The following is a 20329-nucleotide window of genomic DNA, read 5'->3' as shown; positions in this document are numbered from 1 at the left end:
GCGCCGCCCCACCCAAAGCCGTGCACCTAGACGCCCACCTGCAACCGAGGCGAATGTTCCACCAAGGTCCGGGTATAGCCATCAACCGGCCGCCCAAGCACCTGCTCAGCCGACCCCTCTTCCACCACCCTGCCCTGGCGCAACACCAACACCCGGTCGGCTATCGCCCGCACCACGTCCAAGTCATGGGTGACGAACAACACGGTCAGCCCTTCACGCTGCAAACGCCGCAGCAATGCCAGGATCGACGCCTGCACCGACACATCCAGCGCCGAGGTAATTTCGTCGCAAACCAACAGCCGTGGCTCACAGATCAACGCCCGGGCAATCGCCACGCGCTGCCGTTCTCCCCCTGACAGGCTGTGCGGATACAGATCGGCCACACGCGCCGGCAGCGACACCCGCGCCAGTACCGCTTCGACCCGATGACGCGCCTCATCGCCACGTACAGCGAAGAAATGCGCCAGGGGCGCGCTGAGGGTCTGCGCGATCGTCTGCCGAGGGTTCAACGCCCGGTAGGGGTTCTGGAACACGTACTGGATCTGGTGACGCAGCCGCGCATCCCGTTGACGCGCGGTGAACGCCAGCGGCTCGCCGCCGTAACGCAGTTGCCCCTGAACGTTCTCGCCTAACCCCGCGATGGCCCTGGCCAGGCTGGTCTTGCCCGAACCGGACTCGCCCACCAGCGCCAGGCATTCGCCTTGCGCTACCTGCAGTGAAACATCGAACAGCACTTGGCGGTCGTAAGCCACATCCAGCCCCTGCACCTCCAGCAACACCTCTGCACTAGGCGCCGCTGCTACCTCGACACCCTGCTCGCCGAGGGGCAGCGGCTCACGGTAGGGCGCCAGGCAAGCGACTTGCTGACCGCCCTCGAACGCCAGCAGCGAAGGCTCGATCACCGCACATTCGGCACGTCGCCTGGCACAACGAGGGGCAAACGCGCAGCCCGCAGGCCGCTGCCCCGGCGCCGGCGCATGGCCGCCAATGGCTTGCAGCGGCTGGCGTCGGGCAATATCAGGAATGGCCGCGAGCAAGGCACGGGTATAAGGGTGTGCCGGTGCTTTGAACAAGGTTTCGCGCCCCGCCACTTCCACCAGCCGCCCGGCATACATCACCATCACCCGGTCAACCAGGTCGCGCACCACGGCCAGGTCGTGCGTCACGTACAACGCCGCCACACCGTGCCCCCGGCACAGGCGCTTGAGGGTTTCCAGCACATGCGCCTGGGTGGTCACATCGAGCGCCGTGGTCGGCTCGTCGAGCACGATCAGTTTCGGCCGCAGAACAAACGCCAGTGCCAGCATCACCCGCTGTTGCTGCCCCCCGGACAACTGATGAGGAAAACGCCGCAGAAAGGCTGGGTCGTCTGGCAGGCCGACATCCACCAGGGTCTCATTGATGCGTTGCTGCAATGCATCTGCAGTCAGCTTGGGCTGATGCGCCAACACGGTTTCACGCAACAAGGCGCCTATGCGCAGAGCCGGGTTCAGCGCTGTGGCCGGGTCTTGGGCGACGTAGCCAACCAACCCGCCCCGCGCCAGGCGCAAGGCTTCGCCCTCAAGCTCCAGCACCGCCTGCCCCGCCACCGCAATGCGCCCGCCGGTAATCCGCGCACCTTGCCGCGCATGGCACAGCAAGGCCGTGGCCAGGGTGGTCTTGCCCGAACCGGACTCGCCCACCAACCCCACGATCTCTCCCGCCGACAGGCTGAACGAGACATCGGCCAGCACATCGACCTGCCCCGCCAGTTCCACCCGCAGGTCGCTGACTCGCAACACGTCGCTGTCGACTTTCAACGCCGCCGTCATGGCTGTTTCTCCCCAATACGTGCACTGACCCGGCCGATACCTTCCGCCAGAATGTTGGTGCCATAGGCGAACACGGCAATCAGCAGCGCCGGTGCCAATACTGCCCAGGGCTGCACCAGCAGGCCGGCCTGGTTTTCGTTGATCATCAGCCCCCAGTCCGCCGCCGGCGGCGCTACGCCATAACCCAGGAAGCTCAAGCCCGAGAGCATGCCCACCGCCCAGGTCAGCATGTTGCCGAAATGCACCAGCAGCGGCGTCAGGATGTTCGGCAGGATTTCGCTGAACAGGATGCGCCAACGTGAGTAGCCCATCATCTGCGCCGCCTCGACGAACTCCTGGCCCGCCACCGCCACAGCGCTGCCACGCGCCAGGCGCACGACCCCTGGGGTAAACGCGATGGCCACGGTCAACACGATCAACCACGGCGCACGGCCGAGCATCGAAACGATCAGCAGCACCAGGATCAGGTCCGGAAAAGCCAGCGAGACATCCGCCGCCCAACTGATCGCCTGGTCCAGGCGGCGGCGCGAAAAACCGGCCAACAACCCAAGGCTGCCGCCGACCACCAGCGCGAGGGTGGCCGCCGCCACCGACATCCACAGCACCGACACGCCCCCGCTGAGCAAGCGAGACAACAGGTCGTGGCCAAGAAAATCATGCCCCAGCGGCGCATCGGCATTCGGCGGCCCATACACCGGCCCGACCATGGCCGTCGGCGCATGCGGCGCAAGCCAAGGGCCCAGCAGCGCCAGCAACATCACCAGCGCGGTAATCACGGCGCCGCGCCGCACCTGCGGGTCGGCCAGCCAGCGGGTCTCAGTCATGGGTTGCCTCCTGGGCAGGTGTACGGCGTGCGCGTCGCCACCACGGGCGAATGCCGCGCCGGTTACGGCGGATCAGCTTGACCCGGCGCGCGGTGCGCAGCTTGGGGGTGAGCAGGACAGTCAGCAGGTCGGCCAACAGGTTGATCAGCACCACAGCCAGGGTGATGACCAGCACCACGCCCTGGATCATCGGCAGGTCGCGCATTTGGATCGCCGCATTGAGGGCCGTGCCGATGCCGGGGTAGCTGAAGATCACTTCGGCCAACAGCGCGCCGCCGACCAGCGTGCGCAAGGTCAGCGCCACGCCCTGGATGGCCGGGGTCAGGGCGTTGGGCAAAGTATGGCGCCAGACGATGCGCCGCTCCGGTATACCGCGCAAGCGTGCGGCCACCACGTAGTCGGACTCCAGCGCCTCGATCATCGAGGCGCGGACCATCCGTGTCAGGTACGGCAGCGCCGACAGGCTCAGGGCAACCACCGGCAGCACCAACGATGGCAACTGCCGCCACAAGGGCAATTGCGGGTCGAGGATCGACACCGCCGGCAGCCAGCCCATGCCGGGCATGGAAAACAACAGCACCAGGCCGATGGCCAACAGAAAGCTCGGCGTGGCCTTCAACAGGATCAAGGCCGACAACCCCCAGCGGTCCAGCGGCCGGTCACGGCGCAGCGCCAGGCTCACGCCCAGGGTCAGCGCCAGTGGCACCACCAGCGCCAGCACGCCGGCCAGCAAGGCCAGGGTGTGGCCGAGCCGCCCGAACAGCAGCTGTGCCACCGGCACCTGCGAGTCCAGCGAGATGCCCAAGTCACCGCACAATGCCGCCCCCAACCAACGCAGGTACTGCACCAGGATCGGCTGGTCGAGGCCCAGCTGGCGCTGCAAGGTCACGATGCTGTCCAGTGGCGCATCGGGGCCAAGGATGACCCGCGCCGGGTCCGAGGGCAGCGCCTGGGTGGCGATGAACACCACCAGGCTGATGACCCAGGCGGTCAGCAGGCCGTAGCCCAGACGGCCAATGAACCAGGCCAGCCAGGCCGGCGTACGTGGGGAACGGTGAGCGTGATCAGGCATGGTTCAACCAGAGTTCGTCGAAGCGCCAGGAGGCGAAGGTGGTCTGTTCGGGGGCGAGCCCGCCGACCTTGGCGGACGCTGCATCAAGCACGTCCGAGAAGCCCCAGATCAACAGCCCGCCACGTTCGTGCTGGATTACCTGGGCTTCATGCACCAAGGCCTTGCGCCGCTCCAGGTCGGGCTGCGCCAGCGCCTGGCCGTACAGTTCGGTAAACCGTGGGTCGTGAAAATTGCTGCGGTTGTAGATGGCTTGCGGCGCATCGTTGTGCAGCGCCGAGGCGAGGAAACCGCGGGCCGGCGTCGAACCCGGCGACAGCTGCCACTGCTCGCGCTGTGGGCCATTGAACACCGAGCCGTCGACCTGGTTGACCTTGACCTGCACTCCCGCCTTCTGCGCCTGCTGGGCAAACACCAACGCCGCGTTCACCCCTGGGCCTGGTGGGGTGGTCAACTCGACACGCAAGTCGTCCTGCCCGGCCTGGCGCAGCAGTGAACGGGCCTGATCAAGGTCGTACGGGCGCTGGGCGATCGTGTGGTTGTAGGTCGGGTCGTGTGGCGAATACAGGTCGTTGGCGATACGGCCGAAACCATTGAGCCCACGCGCCACCAGCTCTTGCCGGTCGGCGAGCAGGCGGAACGCCTGGCGCACACGTACGTCCTGGAATGGCGCCTTGGCCAGGTTCAGGTTGAAACCGGTAAACGAGGTGCTGGGCGAGGCGTACAGGCGCAGGCGCGGGTCAGCCTTGAGCAAGGCACTGTGCTCGGCCTGCACCCCGCTGGCCACGTCGATCTGCCCTGCGCGCAAGGCCGCCGCACGCGAGACCTGGTCCTTGAATTCGATGATCTCCAGCTCATCCGCATAAGGACGGTTGGGTTTGTAGTAGTTTTCGAAGCGGGTGTAGAGCGAGCGTTGGCCAGGGATGAAGCTTTTGAGCTTGTAGGGCCCGGCGCCGACCGGGTTGGTCAACGGATGATAATCGGTCGGCACGATGCCGCCGAAACTGATCAGCGTTTCATCCAAGGGATAGAAGCTTTGCCCCTGCTTGAAGCGGATCTCGATCGTACGCGCATCCAGCTTGCGCAGCGCCTGGCGGTCGATGGCGCCGACCAGCCCGGCAAACGGCGAGGCCAACTGCGGGTCGGTCAAACGCAGGATCGAGAACAGCATGTCGTCGGCGGTGATGCTTTTGCCGTGGTGAAATTCCAGCCCCGGCTTGAGGCGGATGGTCCAGGCGCTGGCATCGGCATTCGGCTCGGCGAACTCGGCCAAGGCCAGCCGTGTGCTGACATCCGGGTTCCATTCCCAGAACTTGGCGTACAGCGCCCAGCCGCGGATGATGCCGCCGCCCACCGGCTTGTGCGCATCGAGGTTGCCCGCCTGGTCTCCGTCGATGATGCCCACGCGCAACCGCCCACCGCGCACCGGCGTGGCGGGTAATGCGATACCGCCAGCCGTGGCAGCGGGCGCGCCACCATCGCAGCCGCCGAGCAGCCCGCCACCGAGCAGCAGGCCGCCCCCGACGGCCAGGCTGTTGCCGAGAAACACCCGGCGCGAAAACTCACTCATCACCCTCTCCTTACGCCGGTTGGGCCACGGTCGGCTTAGTGCGGGCGCTCAGGCGCGGCACCTCGAACCCGTGGTCCAGGTCGAGCAGTGGGAACAGCAGGTCGGCCACCCGGTGGGCTTCGTCGATCAGCGGGAAGCCCGACAGGATGAACGCCGACGTGCCTTGGGCTTCGTACTCGCGGATGCGCTCGGCCACCTGTTCGGCGCTGCCGACCAGGTAGGTACCCGCAGCCGGGCCAAGGATGTTGAAGCCGAACAGGCTGGGGCCCAGCCAGACGTTGGGGTAGATCTCCAGCTCGCGGGCAGTGGGCAGGCGCCCGGCGCGAATGCTGTCGAGGTTGCGCTGAATGCGCGGGTCGTCGCTAACGTAGGTGTCCAGGGTCTGCCCTGCCGGCAATTGACGCTCGATGGCCGCGCGGGCGGTGGTCAGCGAGGTGCGCTGCAGCAGGCGTTCGGCATGCGCCCAGGCTTCTTCTTCGGTCTCGCGCACGATGACTTGCAGGCGTGTGCCGTAGGTCAGCTCGCGGCCGATTTTTGCTGCCTCGGCGGCCACCCTGCGGAACTTGTCGCCGAGCTTTTGCGGGGTATCGGCAAAGCTCAGGTAGACGTCGAGTAACTGCACCGAATGGGCCACGCCTGGCGCCGATGTGCCCGCGCCCCACAGCGGGATGCCAGGCTTTTGCTTGGGTGGGTGCCAACCGCCCAAGGGGTGGCTGGCAGCCGCAGGTGAGCGTGGCGAGAGCTTGACGTAACGGCCGTCGTAGCCTGCCGTTTCACCCGCGTAAAAGCCCTGGAACGCGCGCCAGTACTCCAGGCTGAAGTCGTAACGTTCATCGTGTGGGTAATGCACGCCCAGCGTGGCCAAGCCGGCGTCGTTGCCGTTGACCACATTGAACAGCAAGCGGCCGTTGGAAAACTGGTCGAAGGTCAGTGCCCACTTGGCCAACACCGCAGGTGACAGCTCGCCTGGGTGTTGCGCGACCAGAAAGCGCAGGCGTGACGTGGCGTCGATCAGCGCGGCCGATACCGCAAGGCTTTCGTTGGGGCTGGAGCCGAGCAGCGAGCCGTAGAAGCCCAGGCGATCGGCGGCGATGGCCAGTTGCTTGAGGTGCTCGAAGTCGGTTTTCCAGCGGCCTTCGGGCTCCCAGGGATAGGGGCCGTCGGGGGTGGTGAGGTACCAGAGGATTTTTACTGCCATGGGAGTGGTCCTTGCTTGGAGTGAAATACCAAACTGTCACTCGTCCCCCTGTAGGAGCAGCCTTGTGCTGCGAAGAGGCCAGTCCAGGCGCAGCAACTGCATCTGGCGGGCCGGCCTCTTCGCAGCACAAGGCTGCTCCTACAAAGGAGGGCGTGGTGGGCTTGGAACTGCGAATCAGCTGCGCCGATCGATACCCGGCACCAGCCCCAGCTCGGTAGCGCGCTCGTACAACCCACTCATCTTCCACTGCTGCGTCAGCACCCCTGGCCCGTACGGCCGCGAACCGCCCAGCGCATCGGCCAGCAGCTGAATCTGCGCGCCTTCTTCCAACAGCAGGATGAACTCGGCCGTCGCACGCAGCCCCTGCTTACCCCACACCGTGGAGCCGCCATTGGCTTCGAGAATGGCCAGGTTGAACGGGTTTTCGGCGATCTTGTCGAGGATGAAGTCCACCTCGGCCTGGCGCCGGTCGATGTACACCGGTAGCTCCCGCGCCAGCTGATAGCGCTGCACCGGCACATAGTGGAACGGCAAGGTACGGTGGGTCTGGGCCCAGGCGCCGAGGTACGGGCTGTGCACATGCGAGATCGTGGTGATGTCGGCGTGGGTCTGGAACAGTTTGGTGTAGCGCCCCAGCCCGCCTTTACCCTTGCCGACGATCACGTTGCCGGAGAAGTCGGTCACGGTCGCCTGCAGCGGTTTGCGGTGGTTCCACGGGCCGCCGTAGTTGACGGACACCAGCAGGTCTTCACCGGGCACACGCTCGATGAAGCCGACAGTGCCATTGGCGGTGATGGTGTTGGTCTCGCGGAATACGGTAAACGCCGCTTCGGCTTCGGCGACCACCTGGTCGATGAAAGCTTGCAGTTCGGCAGTGACGGGGCGTTCGTTGATCAGTACGGTCATGTTCAATCTCCGGAGGCGGATGCAAAGTCAGGCGCGGCGCTGGGCCAGCAGTTCATGGGCAGCCTGCAGGGGCCGTGGGTCGACCCAGTCGGCGATGCTGAAGTCGGCTTCGAGGAAGCCATGCAGGTAGAGAAAGTCCTTTTGCGTGCCCAGAAACGCCAGGCGTTGCTCGGACAGGTCCGGCGCCAAGGTGGTGTGGAACGCGCCGCGATAGGCTTCGGCAACACCTTGGCTGCCGGCGCGGGTCTCGTCCTCGAGGAAGCTGTTGAGCGCATCGCGGTTGCCGGCCGCCCATTCGGCTGCGCGCAGGGTCTGGGCCAGGAAGCGCGCAACCAGCTCGAAGTGGTTGTCGAGCAGGCTCTGGTGCACGGTGATCGGCCTTGGCGTGCCGTTGTTGATGCGGTGGCGCGGGTCGGCTAGCAGGTCGAGATCGACGCCCACCACCAGGCCCAGGCGACGCGCCGCATCGGCAGCGGCCGCGCCCTTGACGTAGACGGCATCGACCTCGCCGCGCGCCAGGTAATCCAGGCCCGACCACAGGCGCTGCAGGCCCAGCTGCGGGGTGGCGGCGCTGGCCTGGTCGAGCAGCGCCACTTCCACCAGTTGCACGTCGTCCAGGTGCAGGCCGGCCGAGGCCAGGGCGCCTTTGTAGCCGTGCAGGCTCATGGCCCGGGCGATGCTACCGGGGCGGCTGTCAGCCCAGGCCGGCAGTGCCAGGCGCTTGCCGCGCAGGTCGGCGGCGTTGCGGATGCCTGAGTCCGGGCGGACCAGGATGGTCTGCCATTCCTCGATCCAGGTCAGGCCGATCAGCCGGCTCGGTGAGCCTGCTGCACGGGCGGCCAAGGCCGGCACGTTGCCGCCTTCGCGAAACAGCCCCGGGAGCTGGTGATCGTAGTGGTGATGGCCGAGCTGACGGGTTTCCTGCAGGGTCGATACCGGCAGGCCGTCGCGGGCGAATTCTTCGTCCAGCCAACCCAGCTTATAGGCGATGCCCGAAGCGGTGGGCACCGGGCAGCGGGTAAACCAGATGCGGTCCAGGGCAGTGGGGTCGTCGGTTTGCGTTGCGGCAGTAGCGCGTGTCATGGGGTGGCTCCTTGGGCGTCGTGAAAGCGCTATTGCAGCGTGCGTGCCAACCGCTGGAGGCCTTGATTTACAGGGACTTGAGTGTCGTTTACAGGCGTTGGGTGCTGGGCACGGAGCAGGATTGCGGGCGGGGTGCTGCCAGATCAGCAGGCGGGCTGTTGCTGGGGCAGCAGGCGCGGCCCGAAGCCAAGCAACACGGGGCCTGGTGAGTCATGGCAAAGAACTTGCTCAAGGCTATGGGACCGCGGTGCAGCCATTCGCGGGCAAGCCCGCTCCCACAGGATTGTCATTGCCCTTGAAACCGGCACCTCACCTGTAGGAGCGGGCTTGCCCGCGAAGCAGGCGCACTGGCCCTTGAAGACCCTTGCGAGACGACCCATGAGCGCCATCGAACCCAGCCCTATCCACCGCCTGACCAGCGAAGCCGAAGCCATCGCCGCCGCCCGCGAGGTCGCCGCGCAAATCGCCGTGCTCGCCGCCGACCCCAGCAACAACGGCCAGCTGCCGCGCCGCCAGGCCGACCTGCTGTCCAGCAGCGGTCTCACCGCCATCGCCGTACCGGCCGAATTCGGCGGCCTTGGCGCCTCGGTGCAGACCATCGTCGAAACCGTGCGCCTGATCTCCACCGCCGACGGCGGTGTCGGCCAACTGCTGCAGATCCACAACGTGATGCTGCGCGGCATCTTCACCAGCTATGCCGACGACGTGCGCGACCGCCTGATCGCCGACGTACTGGCCGGCAAGCGTTTCGGCAATGCCTTGGCCGAGGTGGGCGGCAAGAACAAGTTCGCCCTGAAAACCCGGGTCGAGCGCCGCGCCGATGGCAAGCTGGTGCTCAATGGCAGCAAGTTCTACTCCACCGGCTCGTACCTGGCCGACTGGATCTCGCTGACGGCCGCCAGCGAAGACGGCGGCGTCGGTGTGCTGCTGCACCGCGACACCCCTGGGCTGACCCTGGTCGATGACTGGCAGGCCTTCGGCCAGCAGAACTCGGTGAGCGGCACGGTCAACTTCGACGAGATCGTGCTCGACGAGCGTTACCTGTCGCGGCGCACCGGCCCGATGAAGCGCACAGGGCTGACCTTCCCGCAGATTCTTCATGCCGCCATCGACACCGGCATCGCCGCCGGCGCGCTGCAGGCAGGCGTCGACTACCTGCGCGAGCATGCCCGGGCCTGGGTGGAAAGTGGCGTGGACCGCGCCAGTGACGAGCCGCACGTGATTCGCCAGATTGGCGAGTACGCCGTGGCGCTGCGCGGTGCCGAGTCGGTACTGCGCGATGCCGCACGGGTGTTCGACGCGCATGAGCGCGACCCGGAGGACAAAGCCCTGCAGGATGAACTGATTCTCTCGGTGGCCACTGCCCGCGCCCACTCCGATGCGGCGTCACTGAAGATCTCCAGCGACCTGTTTTCTCTGCTTGGGGCTAGTGCCTCGTTGAGCAAGTGGAACCTCGACCGCTTCTGGCGCAACGCCCGGGTGCACACCACCCACGACCCCATTCGCTGGCGGCTGCACAACGTCGGCAACTACTACCTCAATGGCGCCGACCCAGGGGAGTACACCGCCGTGCTCAATGCCAAGGAAACCCAGGGCGCAACGCGCCGTTGAACCTAACCCTGGGGGCCGCTGCGCGGCCCATCGCAGGCAAGCCAGCGCCCACACACCAAGCCACGCCACCGTACCTGTGGGAGCTGGCTTGCCTGCGATGGGCTGCGTAGCAGCCCCAGTACCGAGCCTCTACATGAACCACCCTCTTCTTCGCGCCCTGGCCATCTACCGTGAAATGCCCTGGCGCTTCGCCCTCGTGACCGCCTTGTACATCGCCGGCAACCTTGGCCTGGTCTGGCAGCAATGGCTGATCGGCCACGCGGTCGACGATGTCAGCGCTGGCCGCGCCGTGGTGCGCCTGCCCGAGGGCGGCCTGGATGCCGCCGTGGCCTGGCACTGGCTATGGCTGCTGCTGGCCATCGCCCTGGGCCGTGGTGTGCTGCAATACGCCGCCGCGGTGCTGTCGCTGGTGCTTAGCCAGGCGCTGCTGACGCGCCTGCGCGAACGCATCCTCACGCAGGTCCAGCGCCTGCACCTGGGCTACCACTGGCGCCACGGCATGGGTGAACTGGTGACCCGCACCACCCGCGACGCCGACAAGGTGCGCGATGCGCTGATCACCTTCTGGCGACAGATCATCGAAACGCCGTTGGTGGTGATGGCCGCCGTGGGGCTGCTGAGCTGGTATGACCCACTGCTCGGCCTGGTGCCGCTGCTGTTGACCGGGGCCGGGCTGTGGCTGTTCGTCGTGCAGACCGATCGCCTGGTTACGCTCGATCGCGCCGTGGGCGCTGCCTACGACCAGGTCAGCCAGGACTTGGCAGAAGGCATCGGTGGCGTGCGCGTGATCAAGGCGTTCGGCCTGGAGGGCCAGCGCATCGAGCGGTTCGCCCACCAGGTTGGCGCGTTCACCGGCCACGCACGCGCGGCCCTGGCCTATGCCAGCTCACGCATCCCGCTGCCACAGGCGGTGGTGGCGCTGGGGCATGTGTGGATCCTGGTGTACGGCGCCCATCGCGTGGCGGCGGGCGCGCTGGGCATCGGCGAGCTGGTCACTTCGCTGCTGGTGGCCACCACGCTGGTGTTCCGTATCGAAGGCATCGGCCGGGTCATGCAGACCTTCGCCGATGCCCGCGCCAGTGCCGAGCGCATCTGGCAACTGCTGGACGAGCAACCGGCGATCCTTGGCGGCCAGGCGACCCTGCCCCCTGGGCCATTGGGCCTGAAACTGGCCCAGGTGCGCGTCAGCGCCCCTACGGGCGAGCGCGCCATTTTGCAGGACTGCTCGCTGACCCTGCAGCCCGGCGAGGTGGTGGCACTGGTCGGCGCCACGGGCACCGGCAAGAGCCTGCTGGCCAGCCTGCTGCCGCGCCTGGCCGACGTGCAAGGCGGCGCCGTGCTGGTCGGCAGTGACGCCGTGGGCTGGCAGGATGTGCGCGCGCTCGACCTGGCCGACCTGCGCCGACGCGTCCAGGTGTTGCCGCAAGAAAGCTTCCTGTTCTCTGACAGCCTGGCGGCCAACCTGCGCCTGGCGGCAGCCAATGCCAGCACCGCTGAATTGCGCGAAGGGCTGCGCCTGGCGGCGGCAGACGATGTACTCGAACGCTTGCCCCATGGCCTCGACACGCCACTGGGCGACCGTGGCGTGACCCTCTCCGGCGGCCAGCGCCAGCGCCTGTGCCTGGCCCGCGCACTGCTCGGCGCGCCGGACATCCTGTGCCTGGACGACGCCACCAGCGCCCTGGATGCCCTGGGTGAGCGCCAGGTGCTGCACAACATCCGCCGCCTGCGCGGCGACACGGGCCAGGGGCCGACTTTGCTGCTGATCACAAGCCGCCTTTCGACCCTGCTGTTGGCCGACCGGGTACTGATGCTGGAAAACGGCCGCATCAGCGCCAGTGGCACCCATGCCGAGCTGAGCGCGAACAATGCCCACTACCGCGACCTGCTGGGGATCGACCATGAGTAATGCACCCAACAAGGCCCCCAGCGATATCGAGATCGAGCAGCACCTGGCACGCCAGGCCCTGGACCGTGGCATGTTCCACCGCCTGTTGCCGCTGCTGCGGCCCATTCGCCGGCAGATTCTGGCGGTGATCGGCATCGAACTGCTGCTGGTGTTCACCGTGTTCCTGCGGCCCTGGTTCGTCCGCGAGCTGCTCGACAAGGGGTTGGTGGCCAGCGCCGATCACTGGTTGCTGGACGAACGCCTGGTGCTGTGGCTGGGCCTGGGCCTGGCGGCCAGCTGGCTGGGGCGTTTCCTGCTGGCAGGCGTGTCGCAGTTCATTGCCGGGCGGGCGGCGATCCGCGTGCTCAACGACCTGCGGGTGAAGGTGTTTGCCCACGTGCAGGCGCTGTCGGTGAGCTACTTCGACCAGACCCGCGCCGGGCGCATCATTTCCCGCGTTGACCGTGATGTCGATGCGCTCGAACCGTTGTTGGTGCAAGGCCCGCCAGAGCTGCTCGGCGCCCTGCTGCGCTGCGGCCTGGCGGCGGTGATGCTGTGGCGCATCGAGCCGAGCTTCTTCTACAGCCTGGCCGCCACGGTGCCACTGCTGGCGTTGGCCACCTGGCGCTTCAAACGGGTGTCGCAACGCAACTGGGCCAAGGTTGCCGAACAGCGCAGCCGCTTCACCGCGCACCTGGTCGAGAGCGTAAGCGGCGTGCGCTTGATTCAGCAATGTGGCCAAGAGCAAAAAAACCAGGCGCGCTACCGGCGCCTGCTGGAAGATTTCAACCAAGCCCTGATCCGCGGCAGCCTGCGTGCCGGCTGGTTCGCGCCGTTCACGGCACTGTTGAGCACGGCAGGCATGGCCGTATTGCTGCTGGTAGGCGCCCAAGGCCTGGCCGAAGGCAAGGTCACTGTCGGCCAGGTGGCCGAGAGCCTGTTCTACGTGTTCCTGTTCCTGGGGCCACTGCAGGAGCTGTCGGACCTGTTCGAGCGCTATGCCACCGGCAGTGCGTCGGCGCAGCGGATCTTCCTGCTGCTCGACACCCGCCCACAGGTACTCGACCCGCAATCACCCCGCCCGCTGGCCAGGGCACGCGGCCAGGTGGACTTCGAACAGGTGGGCTTCGCCTACACCCCGAACGGCCCGCGCCCGGTGATCGATGGCCTCGACCTGCACATCCGCGCCGGTGAAGTGTTGGCCATCGTCGGCCCGTCCGGGCATGGCAAAAGTACCTTGGTGCAGTTGCTGACGCGTTTCTACGAAGTGCAACGCGGCGCCGTGAAACTGGACGGCATCGACCTGCGCGAACTGGCCCAGCGTGACCTGCGGCGCAACGTCGGCGTGGTGCTGCAGGACAACGTGCTGTTCAGCGGCAGCATCCTCGACAACCTGCGCCTGGCAGCACCTGGTGCCGACGATGCACGCCTGGTGGCAGCCGCCCGCGAACTGGGGGCAGACGAAGTGCTCGAACGCCTGCCGCAGCGCTACCACACCGAAGTCGGGCCCCTGGGCGCGCACCTGAGCCATGGCCAACGGCAACTGGTGTGCCTGGTGCGCGCCTACCTGGCCGACCCGGCGGTACTGGTGCTCGACGAGGCCACCTCGGCGGTGGATGTGCACACCGAGCGGCGTATCCAGCAGGCCTTGCGGCGGCTGTGCCAAGGGCGCACGGCGATCATCATCGCCCACCGCCTGGCGACCATCCGCGATGCCGACCGCATCGCCGTGGTCCGCCATGGGCAGGTGGTGGAGCAAGGGGCGCATGCCGAGCTGATTGACCGGGGTGGGGCTTATGCGGCGTTGTATGAGGCCTACCTACGCAGTGCCGGGGAGGTTGTGGCCGAGAGGGGCGAGTCGTGCCAGGTGTAAGGTTTGGGAGGTGCGGCGCCTGGGAGATCGAGCGCCGCCCGCGCGGCGCATCGCGAGCAACGCTCGCTCCTACGTCTGTTTTCGGCCAATAACGCCTGTGACAGGCGCGCGCGAACGCCTTGTTTGTTCGACGCAATACCGAGCCATGCGCCAAGGCGGTCGCGCGCGTTTGCCCCAGGAATGATTGGCCCGAAACAAACGTAGGAGCGAGCGTTGCTCGCGATGCGCCGCGCGGGCGGCGCTCGATCTCCCAGGCACCGCAAAACTCAAGCCCTGCCCCCCTCAGCCCCCATGCTGCTCTCCCAGCATCCACTGCTTCCCGGTTGCTGCCACAGCAGCACCCCACCCCTCTGCTGACCCACAAACCCCCGCCACGCAAGCCCGCCGCCACGCATGGCACAGCCGTTGCACCACCCTCCCCATCCGCACAACCTCCCTTCAGGAGCCCCCATGACCACCGAATTTTTCTGGCGCCTGCCCTTGGGCACCGATGGCCCGCAGTTGTCCACCGACCGCCACAACCGTGGCAACCCGCAGCACCGCCCCGGCAACATCGCCCCCGGTCGCCTGCCCAACGGCGAAAGCGACGGCTTTACCTACATCGACTACATCGCCCAGGTGGCCAAGGCCGCCGAGCTGGCAGGTTTCGAGGGTGCCTTGCTGCCCACCGGCCCCGAGCCGTGGATCGCTGCCGCAGCGCTGGCCCGCGAAACCCGCCGCATACGCTTTCTGATCGCGTTCCAGGCCACCTGGACCTTGCCCGCCTATGCCGCCCAGCAGGCCGCGATCCTGCAGAACCTCAGCGGCGGCAGGCTGGACTGGAACATCATCACCGGCGGCAACCCGGCCAGCCAGCGGGCCAACGGCGACTTCCTCGAACATGACCTGCGCTACAAGCGCACCGGTGAGTTCCTTGACGTGATCCAGGGCCTGTGGGCGCAGGACAAATTTTCCTACGACGGCGACATCTATCGCCTGGAAAACGGCAGCCTGCCACCCGGCCTGCAACACGAGCGCAAACCGGGCGTGTACTTCTCCGGGTTTTCCGATGCAGCGCTGGACGTGGCGGCGCGCCACGCCGATGTGTACCTCAACTGGGCCGAGCCGATCGACACGCTCAAACCGCACATCGAGCGGGTCAGGGAACTGGCCGACAAACAAGGGCGCACCGTGCGCTTCGGCCTGCGCGTCGACCTGTTCGCCCGTGAGACCGAGGAGCAGGCCTGGCGGGAATTGCGCCAGCAGTTCGAGCGCCTGGAAGGCAAGGCCAGCGCCTCGGCCAAGGGCTTCGTGACCGGCTCCGACTCGGTCGGCGGCGCTCGCCAGGCAGCCTATCACCAGGGCTTGCAAGGCTTCGACGAACTGATCCTGGCGCGCAACCTGTGGGCCGGCTTCGCCAAGGCCAAGCCCGGCCCGACCGTGGGCTTGGTGGGCAGCCACCAGAACATCGCCGAGCGCCTGGCCGAATACCGTGATGCGGGTTTCAGCACGTTCATTCTGGCCAGCAACCCGCACCTGGAAGAAGCCTTGCGCATCGGCCAGGAAGTGCTGCCCCTGGTGCAACAGGCTGCCGCCACCACCCCCTTGAAGGCCAGCGCCTGAACCCGACGGAGCCGGAACATGAGCACACCCCTCGATACCCTTTGGTACACCCGCTGTCCAGTCCCCACTGGCCTGGGCATCGCCGTGCAGCAAGGCTGGCTGCAGGATGACCTGGCCAATCTGGGCACCCAGGTACAATCCCTGCGCGAAGCCGACCAGCAGGCCGTGCGCGAATCGCACTTCGACCACAGCCTGCTCAACTCGGTCCGCCACGGCGGCAGCATCCCGGCCATCTGGGCCCGCGCGCAAGGCCGCGAAACCCGTGTGATCGGCCTGTCCTGGGCCGATGAAGCGCAGTTGATCCTGACCCGCCCGGACAGCGGCATCCACACGGTCAAGGACCTCAAGGGCCGCCGCTTCGGCCTACCCGACTGGGCCTCGGCGCAAATCGACTTCACCCGCGCGCAAGCCCTGCGCGGGCTGGAAAACGCCCTTAAACTCGAAGGCCTGCAAGTGGGCGACGTAGCGCTGGTCAACTACCGCTACGACGGCACCTTCAGCGACCGCCCGGTGCGCAATGTGGCGGGCACACCGGTGTCCAGCACGCAAAGCGAAGGCCGCAACCTGGAGTTGGCCGGGCTGTTGCGCGGCGAGGTCGATGCGATCTTTCTCAAGGGCGCGAGCGCCGTGCAACTGGCCCATGCCTTTGCCCTGCACACGGTCATAGACACCGGCAGCCACCCCGACCCGTTGATCCGCAGCAACAACGGCACGCCGCGCACCCTCGCCGTGGACAGCCACCTGTTGGCGCAACACCCGCAGGTGGTGCGCACCCTGCTCTCGTCCGTACTGCGCGCCGAACGCTGGGCCCATCAGCACCCGGACGAAACGCGCCGCTACCTGGCCCGGGAAACCAACAGCAGCGAATACTGGGTCACGGTCGCGTACGGCGCCGATGCCCACCTGCGCCTAAGCACCCGCCTGGATGACCAGGCCATCGACGCCCTGCAGGATTTTGTCGAATTTCTCAAACGCTGGCGCTTCATCCCCAACCGGTTCGAGGTACGTGACTGGATCGCCCGCCAACCCCTGGACCACTTGCTGGCCCCCACTCCCCTGGACAGGAAGCCCGTTACCCCATGACCAAGCCATTGGAAACGCTCTGGTACACCCACAGCCCTGTGCCCACCGGCCTCGGCATTGCCGTGCAATCCGGGCGCCTGGCCGAGGCCTTTGCGCCGTTCGGCACTAACATCCAGTCGTTGCGCGAATCCAGCGAACGGGAAGTGCGCGAAGCCCACTACGACCACCACCTGCAGAACTCAGTGCGCCACGGCGGCAACATCCCGGCAATCTGGGCCTACGCCAGTGGTGTCGAGACCCGCGTGCTGGGGTTGTCGTGGAGCGATGAAGTGCAACTGATCCTGACCACCGAAGAAAGCGGTGTGCGCAGTATCCGCGACCTGAAAAACCGCCGCTTCGGCTTGCCCAAGTGGGCCAATGTGCAGATCGACTTCACCCGCGCCCAGGCCCTGCGCGGGCTGGAAAACGCGCTGAAGCTCGAAGGCTTGAGCGTGGCGGATGTCGAACTGGTCGACTACCCCTACGGCGGTACCTACAGCGACGACGCCAAGCAGCACCTGTATGGCGCCGAAGTGAGCCTGGACACCAGCCGTTTCAGCCGCCGCAACAACGAACTGATCGGCCTGCTGCGCGGCGACATCGACGCGATCTTCCTCAAGGGCGCCCATGCGGTGCATCTGGCCCACGAGTTTGGCCTGCGTGTAGTCGTCGATACCGGCAGCCACCCCGACCCGCTGATCCGCAGCAACAACGGCACACCGCGCACCTTGACCGTGGACCGGCATTTGCTGGAAGAGCACTTCGATGCCAGCCGTACACTGGTCGACACGGTGTTGCGCACCGAGCAATGGGCGTGGGCCAACCCGGAAGAGACCCGGCGCTTCCTTGCCCGTGAGCTGAACACCAGCGAGTACTGGGTGGCGGCGGCTTATGGCGACGATGCCCACCGGCGCTTGCGCACGACCCTGGACAGCCGCTCGATCGATGCGTTGCAGGACTTTACCGAGTTCCTGTTCAGGTGGGGGTTCATACCGCGCCGGTTCGATGTGCGGGAGTGGATCGACTTCAGCGTGCTGGAGCGTGTGATCGGCTCGACTTCGCGGTTGGCTGTGTGACCCTGGGGGCGCTATGCGCCCCCTTCGCGGGACAAGCCCGCTCCCACAGGTTCACCGCAGCTTCCTGGCCTGCGGCGTATCTGTGGGAGCAACTTCAAAAAAATCCTCAAAGACAGTTGCTCCCACAGGTGCGGCGCTAGCCTTGGAGGCTACACAGTTCGGGTGGGAGCCGGCTTGCCGGCGATAGGGCCGCAACGCGGCCCCAACACGCTCAACCAAACGCTGCTGCCCCAGCAGCACCCGCCAAGCACCCCACTGCTGCCCTACCGGCAACAGCCCCCTAAAAATCCAATTAAATTCATATAATTCAACATCTTACAAACATGGCACAGTCCCTGCTCTAGCTCTCCCCGACAACGCTTTACATACGGGGAGATTCACCATGCACCAGCTCCACCCACTGGCCCGCCAGATCAGCCTCGCGCTGCTGCTGGCCGGCACCGGCGGCCAGGCCGTCGCCGCCAACGAAGATGCCAAGACCGAGCCCGCCCTGGAAACCGTCACCGTCACGGCCCAGCACCGCGAACAGACCCTGCAGGAAGTCCCGGTCGCCGTGTCGGCGATCAAGGGCACCAGCATCACTGCAGACGGCGTGCGCTCGATGGGCGACATCACCACCTTCGTGCCCAACGCCTCGGCCAAGAACCCCGACGGCGATGGCCGGCCGCGCTGGTACATCCGTGGCCTGGGCACTGGTGACACCGGCGCCGCGACGGTCTACCCAGTGGGCATCTACGCCGACGACGTCTACCTCAACGCACCGATCGCCGGCGGCGGCCCGCTGTTCGACCTCGAACGCATCGAGATCCTGCGCGGGCCGCAGGGCACCCTGTATGGCAAGAACACCACGGCGGGCGCGGTCAACGTGATCTCGAAGAAGCCGACCTTCGACACCGACGGCTACGGCACGGTCGGCGTCGGCAGCAAGAACGAACGGATCCTCACCGGTGCCATCGGCGGCGCGCTGGTGGACGAAAAACTGGCCGGCCGGGTGTCGCTGTACTCCGAAGAGCGCGATGGCTTCCAGCACAACGACTTCGACGGCAACACCTATGGCGACGTCAACAAAAAAGCCATCCGCCTGCAGTTCCTCGCCCAGCTCAACCCCGATTTGGACGCCTTGCTGAAGCTGCACAGTCGCCAGTTCAAGGGCGATGGCAGCAACGGCGCGCTGCCGGTGGGCCGCTATTACAACGTCGGTTACGAGCGCCCCAATGGCCGCGACATTTCGCTCAACGTCAACGAGGACTACCGCCTCGACCACGACGGCGCGTCGCTGACCTTCAACTGGTACCTGGGCGACTACACCCTGACCTCGATCAGCGCCTACGACTACATCCGCAACCGCTCGACCAGCGACGCCGACTACACCCCGTACGAGGTCAACGGCGCGTCGATCACCGACAACAGCTACCGCCAGTGGTCGCAGGAGCTGCGCCTGGCATCGCCGGAAGACCGCCCGCTGCACTGGCTGGCGGGCGCGCACTACTTCCATGAAGACCTCGACAGCGCAGCCCAGCGCATCGTCACCCCGGGCCCGACACCCAACGGCACCGGCTCTAACCAGGTCGGCACCACCGCGTTCCGCGACCTGGGCTATGACCACCGCACCGACAGCTACGCGCTGTTTGGCAACCTCACCTACGACTTCACCGATGACTTCAGTGTGACGGGTGGCCTGCGCTGGACCCAGGAGAAAAAAGACATCGACCTGGACCTGACCCAGTTGACCCGCGCCACCGCCAACGGCCCGCTGATCCCGCTGGCTGGCGTGGGCACCAACGGCAATCGTCAGGAAGACAAGACTTGGGAAGCCTGGACTTACGACCTGACCCCCGAGTACCGCATCAACGACAACCTGCGGGTGTTCTTCCGCTATGCCCATGGCTTCCGCTCTGGTGGCTTCAACACCGGGCTATCGACCAGCCTTGCACAGCTGACCACGGTAGACCCGGAAGAGCTGGATGCCTACGAGTTGGGCCTGAAATCCGAGTGGTTCGACCGCCGCCTGACGGTTAACGCCAACGTCTTCTACTACGACTACAAGGACATTCAGGTAAACCTGCTGACGGTCAACAACGGCGTGCTCACCACCGCCTTGACCAACGGCGCCAAGGGCAAGGTAAAAGGGGCGGAGCTGGAGATCGAAGGCCAGCCGACCGACCGCCTGCACGTGCGTGCGGCGCTGTCCTTCCTCGACACCGAATACACCGACTTCAAGAACACCAACCCCACCACTGGCGCGGTGACCGGCGACTACAGCGGCAACAGCTTCGTGCGCTCGCCGCGCAACGTGGTGTCGCTGGGTGCCGACTACACCTTTCCGTTGCAGGTCGGCGGCAAGCTGGTGGCCGGCGGCGACGTGAGTTTCCGCGACAAGGAATACTTCCTTGCCGACCGCCAGAGCAGCGCTGACGAAACCCTCAGCCAGCCCCACTACACCCTGGCCAACGCCCGCCTGACCTGGTTCAGCCCCGACGACAAGCTGAGCGTGACCGGCTTCGTCAACAACCTCACCGACCGCCGCTACCAGGTGCATGGCCGGCCTAACGGGACTGCCGGGCAGTACGTGATCACCTATGGCGACCCACGCACGGTCGGGCTGAGTGTCACCAGTCGCTTCTGATTTTTTCTGCCTTTGGGGCCGCTGCGCGACCCATCGCGACGCAAGGCCGCTCCTACAGGAGCGCGCGACCGTTGTGTGTAGGAGCGGCCTTGCGTCGCGATGGGCTGCGCAGCAGCCCCAAGGCACTCAC

At 66.4% G+C, this 20329-nt stretch carries 14 protein-coding genes; 7 read left to right on the top strand and 7 right to left on the bottom strand.

All coding sequences use genetic code 11. From position 1 onward, the window contains the following. Positions 1–26: 26 nt before the first annotated feature. The 7 genes from GIB19_RS17670 to GIB19_RS17640 all read right to left on the bottom strand — a co-directional run bounded on the left by GIB19_RS17670 (position 27) and on the right by GIB19_RS17640 (position 8461). Positions 27–1811, bottom strand: coding sequence for a dipeptide ABC transporter ATP-binding protein (locus GIB19_RS17670; protein WP_274887367.1), 1785 nt, complete (start codon positions 1809–1811; stop codon positions 27–29). Beyond that, on the bottom strand, positions 1808–2635 hold the full coding sequence (locus tag GIB19_RS17665) for an ABC transporter permease (RefSeq protein ID WP_274887366.1): 828 nt from the start codon (positions 2633–2635) through the stop codon (positions 1808–1810). Before GIB19_RS17665 ends, GIB19_RS17670 begins: the two co-directional genes overlap by 4 nt. Further along, positions 2628–3707: an ABC transporter permease gene (locus GIB19_RS17660; RefSeq protein WP_274887365.1), complete on the bottom strand. Its 1080-nt coding sequence runs from the start codon at positions 3705–3707 to the stop codon at positions 2628–2630. Before GIB19_RS17660 ends, GIB19_RS17665 begins: the two co-directional genes overlap by 8 nt. Beyond that, positions 3700–5274 carry an ABC transporter substrate-binding protein gene (locus tag GIB19_RS17655; RefSeq protein WP_274887364.1) on the bottom strand — a complete coding sequence of 525 codons (1575 nt, stop codon included), beginning with the start codon at positions 5272–5274 and terminating at the stop codon, positions 3700–3702. The genes GIB19_RS17660 and GIB19_RS17655 overlap by 8 nt, the downstream gene beginning before the upstream one ends. Positions 5275–5284: 10 nt before the next feature. Next, on the bottom strand, positions 5285–6472 hold the full coding sequence (locus GIB19_RS17650) for an LLM class flavin-dependent oxidoreductase (RefSeq protein ID WP_274887363.1): 1188 nt from the start codon (positions 6470–6472) through the stop codon (positions 5285–5287). A 174-nt stretch (positions 6473–6646) separates the two neighbouring features. Continuing rightward, positions 6647–7378, bottom strand: a complete 732-nt coding sequence (locus GIB19_RS17645) for a class II aldolase/adducin family protein (protein ID WP_099453605.1) — start codon at positions 7376–7378, stop codon at positions 6647–6649. Between the two features lie 27 nt (positions 7379–7405). Further along, positions 7406–8461, bottom strand: a complete 1056-nt coding sequence (locus GIB19_RS17640) for an ABC transporter substrate-binding protein (protein WP_027593758.1) — start codon at positions 8459–8461, stop codon at positions 7406–7408. Positions 8462–8839: 378 nt separating this feature from the next. On the opposite strand from GIB19_RS17640, the gene GIB19_RS17635 reads away from it, so the two are divergent. The 7 genes from GIB19_RS17635 (at position 8840) to GIB19_RS17605 (ending at position 20199) form a co-directional block, all read left to right on the top strand. Then, on the top strand, positions 8840–10072 hold the full coding sequence (locus GIB19_RS17635) for an acyl-CoA dehydrogenase family protein (RefSeq protein WP_186678643.1): 1233 nt from the start codon (positions 8840–8842) through the stop codon (positions 10070–10072). 133 nt (positions 10073–10205) lie between these two features. After that, positions 10206–11981 (top strand): ABC transporter ATP-binding protein, encoded by a 1776-nt coding sequence (locus GIB19_RS17630; RefSeq protein WP_274887361.1) that lies wholly within the window; start codon positions 10206–10208, stop codon positions 11979–11981. Then, positions 11974–13833, top strand: coding sequence for an ABC transporter ATP-binding protein (locus GIB19_RS17625; protein WP_274887360.1), 1860 nt, complete (start codon positions 11974–11976; stop codon positions 13831–13833). The genes GIB19_RS17630 and GIB19_RS17625 overlap by 8 nt, the downstream gene beginning before the upstream one ends. A 450-nt stretch (positions 13834–14283) precedes the next feature. After that, the gene (locus GIB19_RS17620) at positions 14284–15435 is read left to right on the top strand and encodes an LLM class flavin-dependent oxidoreductase (protein WP_274887359.1); all 1152 of its coding nucleotides are present in this window, start codon (positions 14284–14286) and stop codon (positions 15433–15435) included. Between the two features lie 18 nt (positions 15436–15453). Next, complete coding sequence (locus GIB19_RS17615; protein WP_274887358.1) at positions 15454–16518, top strand: ABC transporter substrate-binding protein; 1065 nt, start codon at positions 15454–15456, stop codon at positions 16516–16518. Beyond that, entirely contained in the window at positions 16515–17573 is a 1059-nt protein-coding gene (locus GIB19_RS17610; protein WP_027593764.1) for an ABC transporter substrate-binding protein, read from the top strand. Before GIB19_RS17615 ends, GIB19_RS17610 begins: the two co-directional genes overlap by 4 nt. 382 nt (positions 17574–17955) lie before the next feature. Further along, complete coding sequence (locus tag GIB19_RS17605) at positions 17956–20199, top strand: TonB-dependent receptor (RefSeq protein WP_274887357.1); 2244 nt, start codon at positions 17956–17958, stop codon at positions 20197–20199. Positions 20200–20329 lie beyond the last annotated feature (130 nt).

Source organism: Pseudomonas sp. ITEM 17296 (assembly GCF_028895205.1).
GTDB lineage: Bacteria > Pseudomonadota > Gammaproteobacteria > Pseudomonadales > Pseudomonadaceae > Aquipseudomonas > Aquipseudomonas kermanshahensis.
Note: the sequence above shows the minus strand (reverse complement) of the source record. Positions and strands in the feature narration are given on the sequence as shown.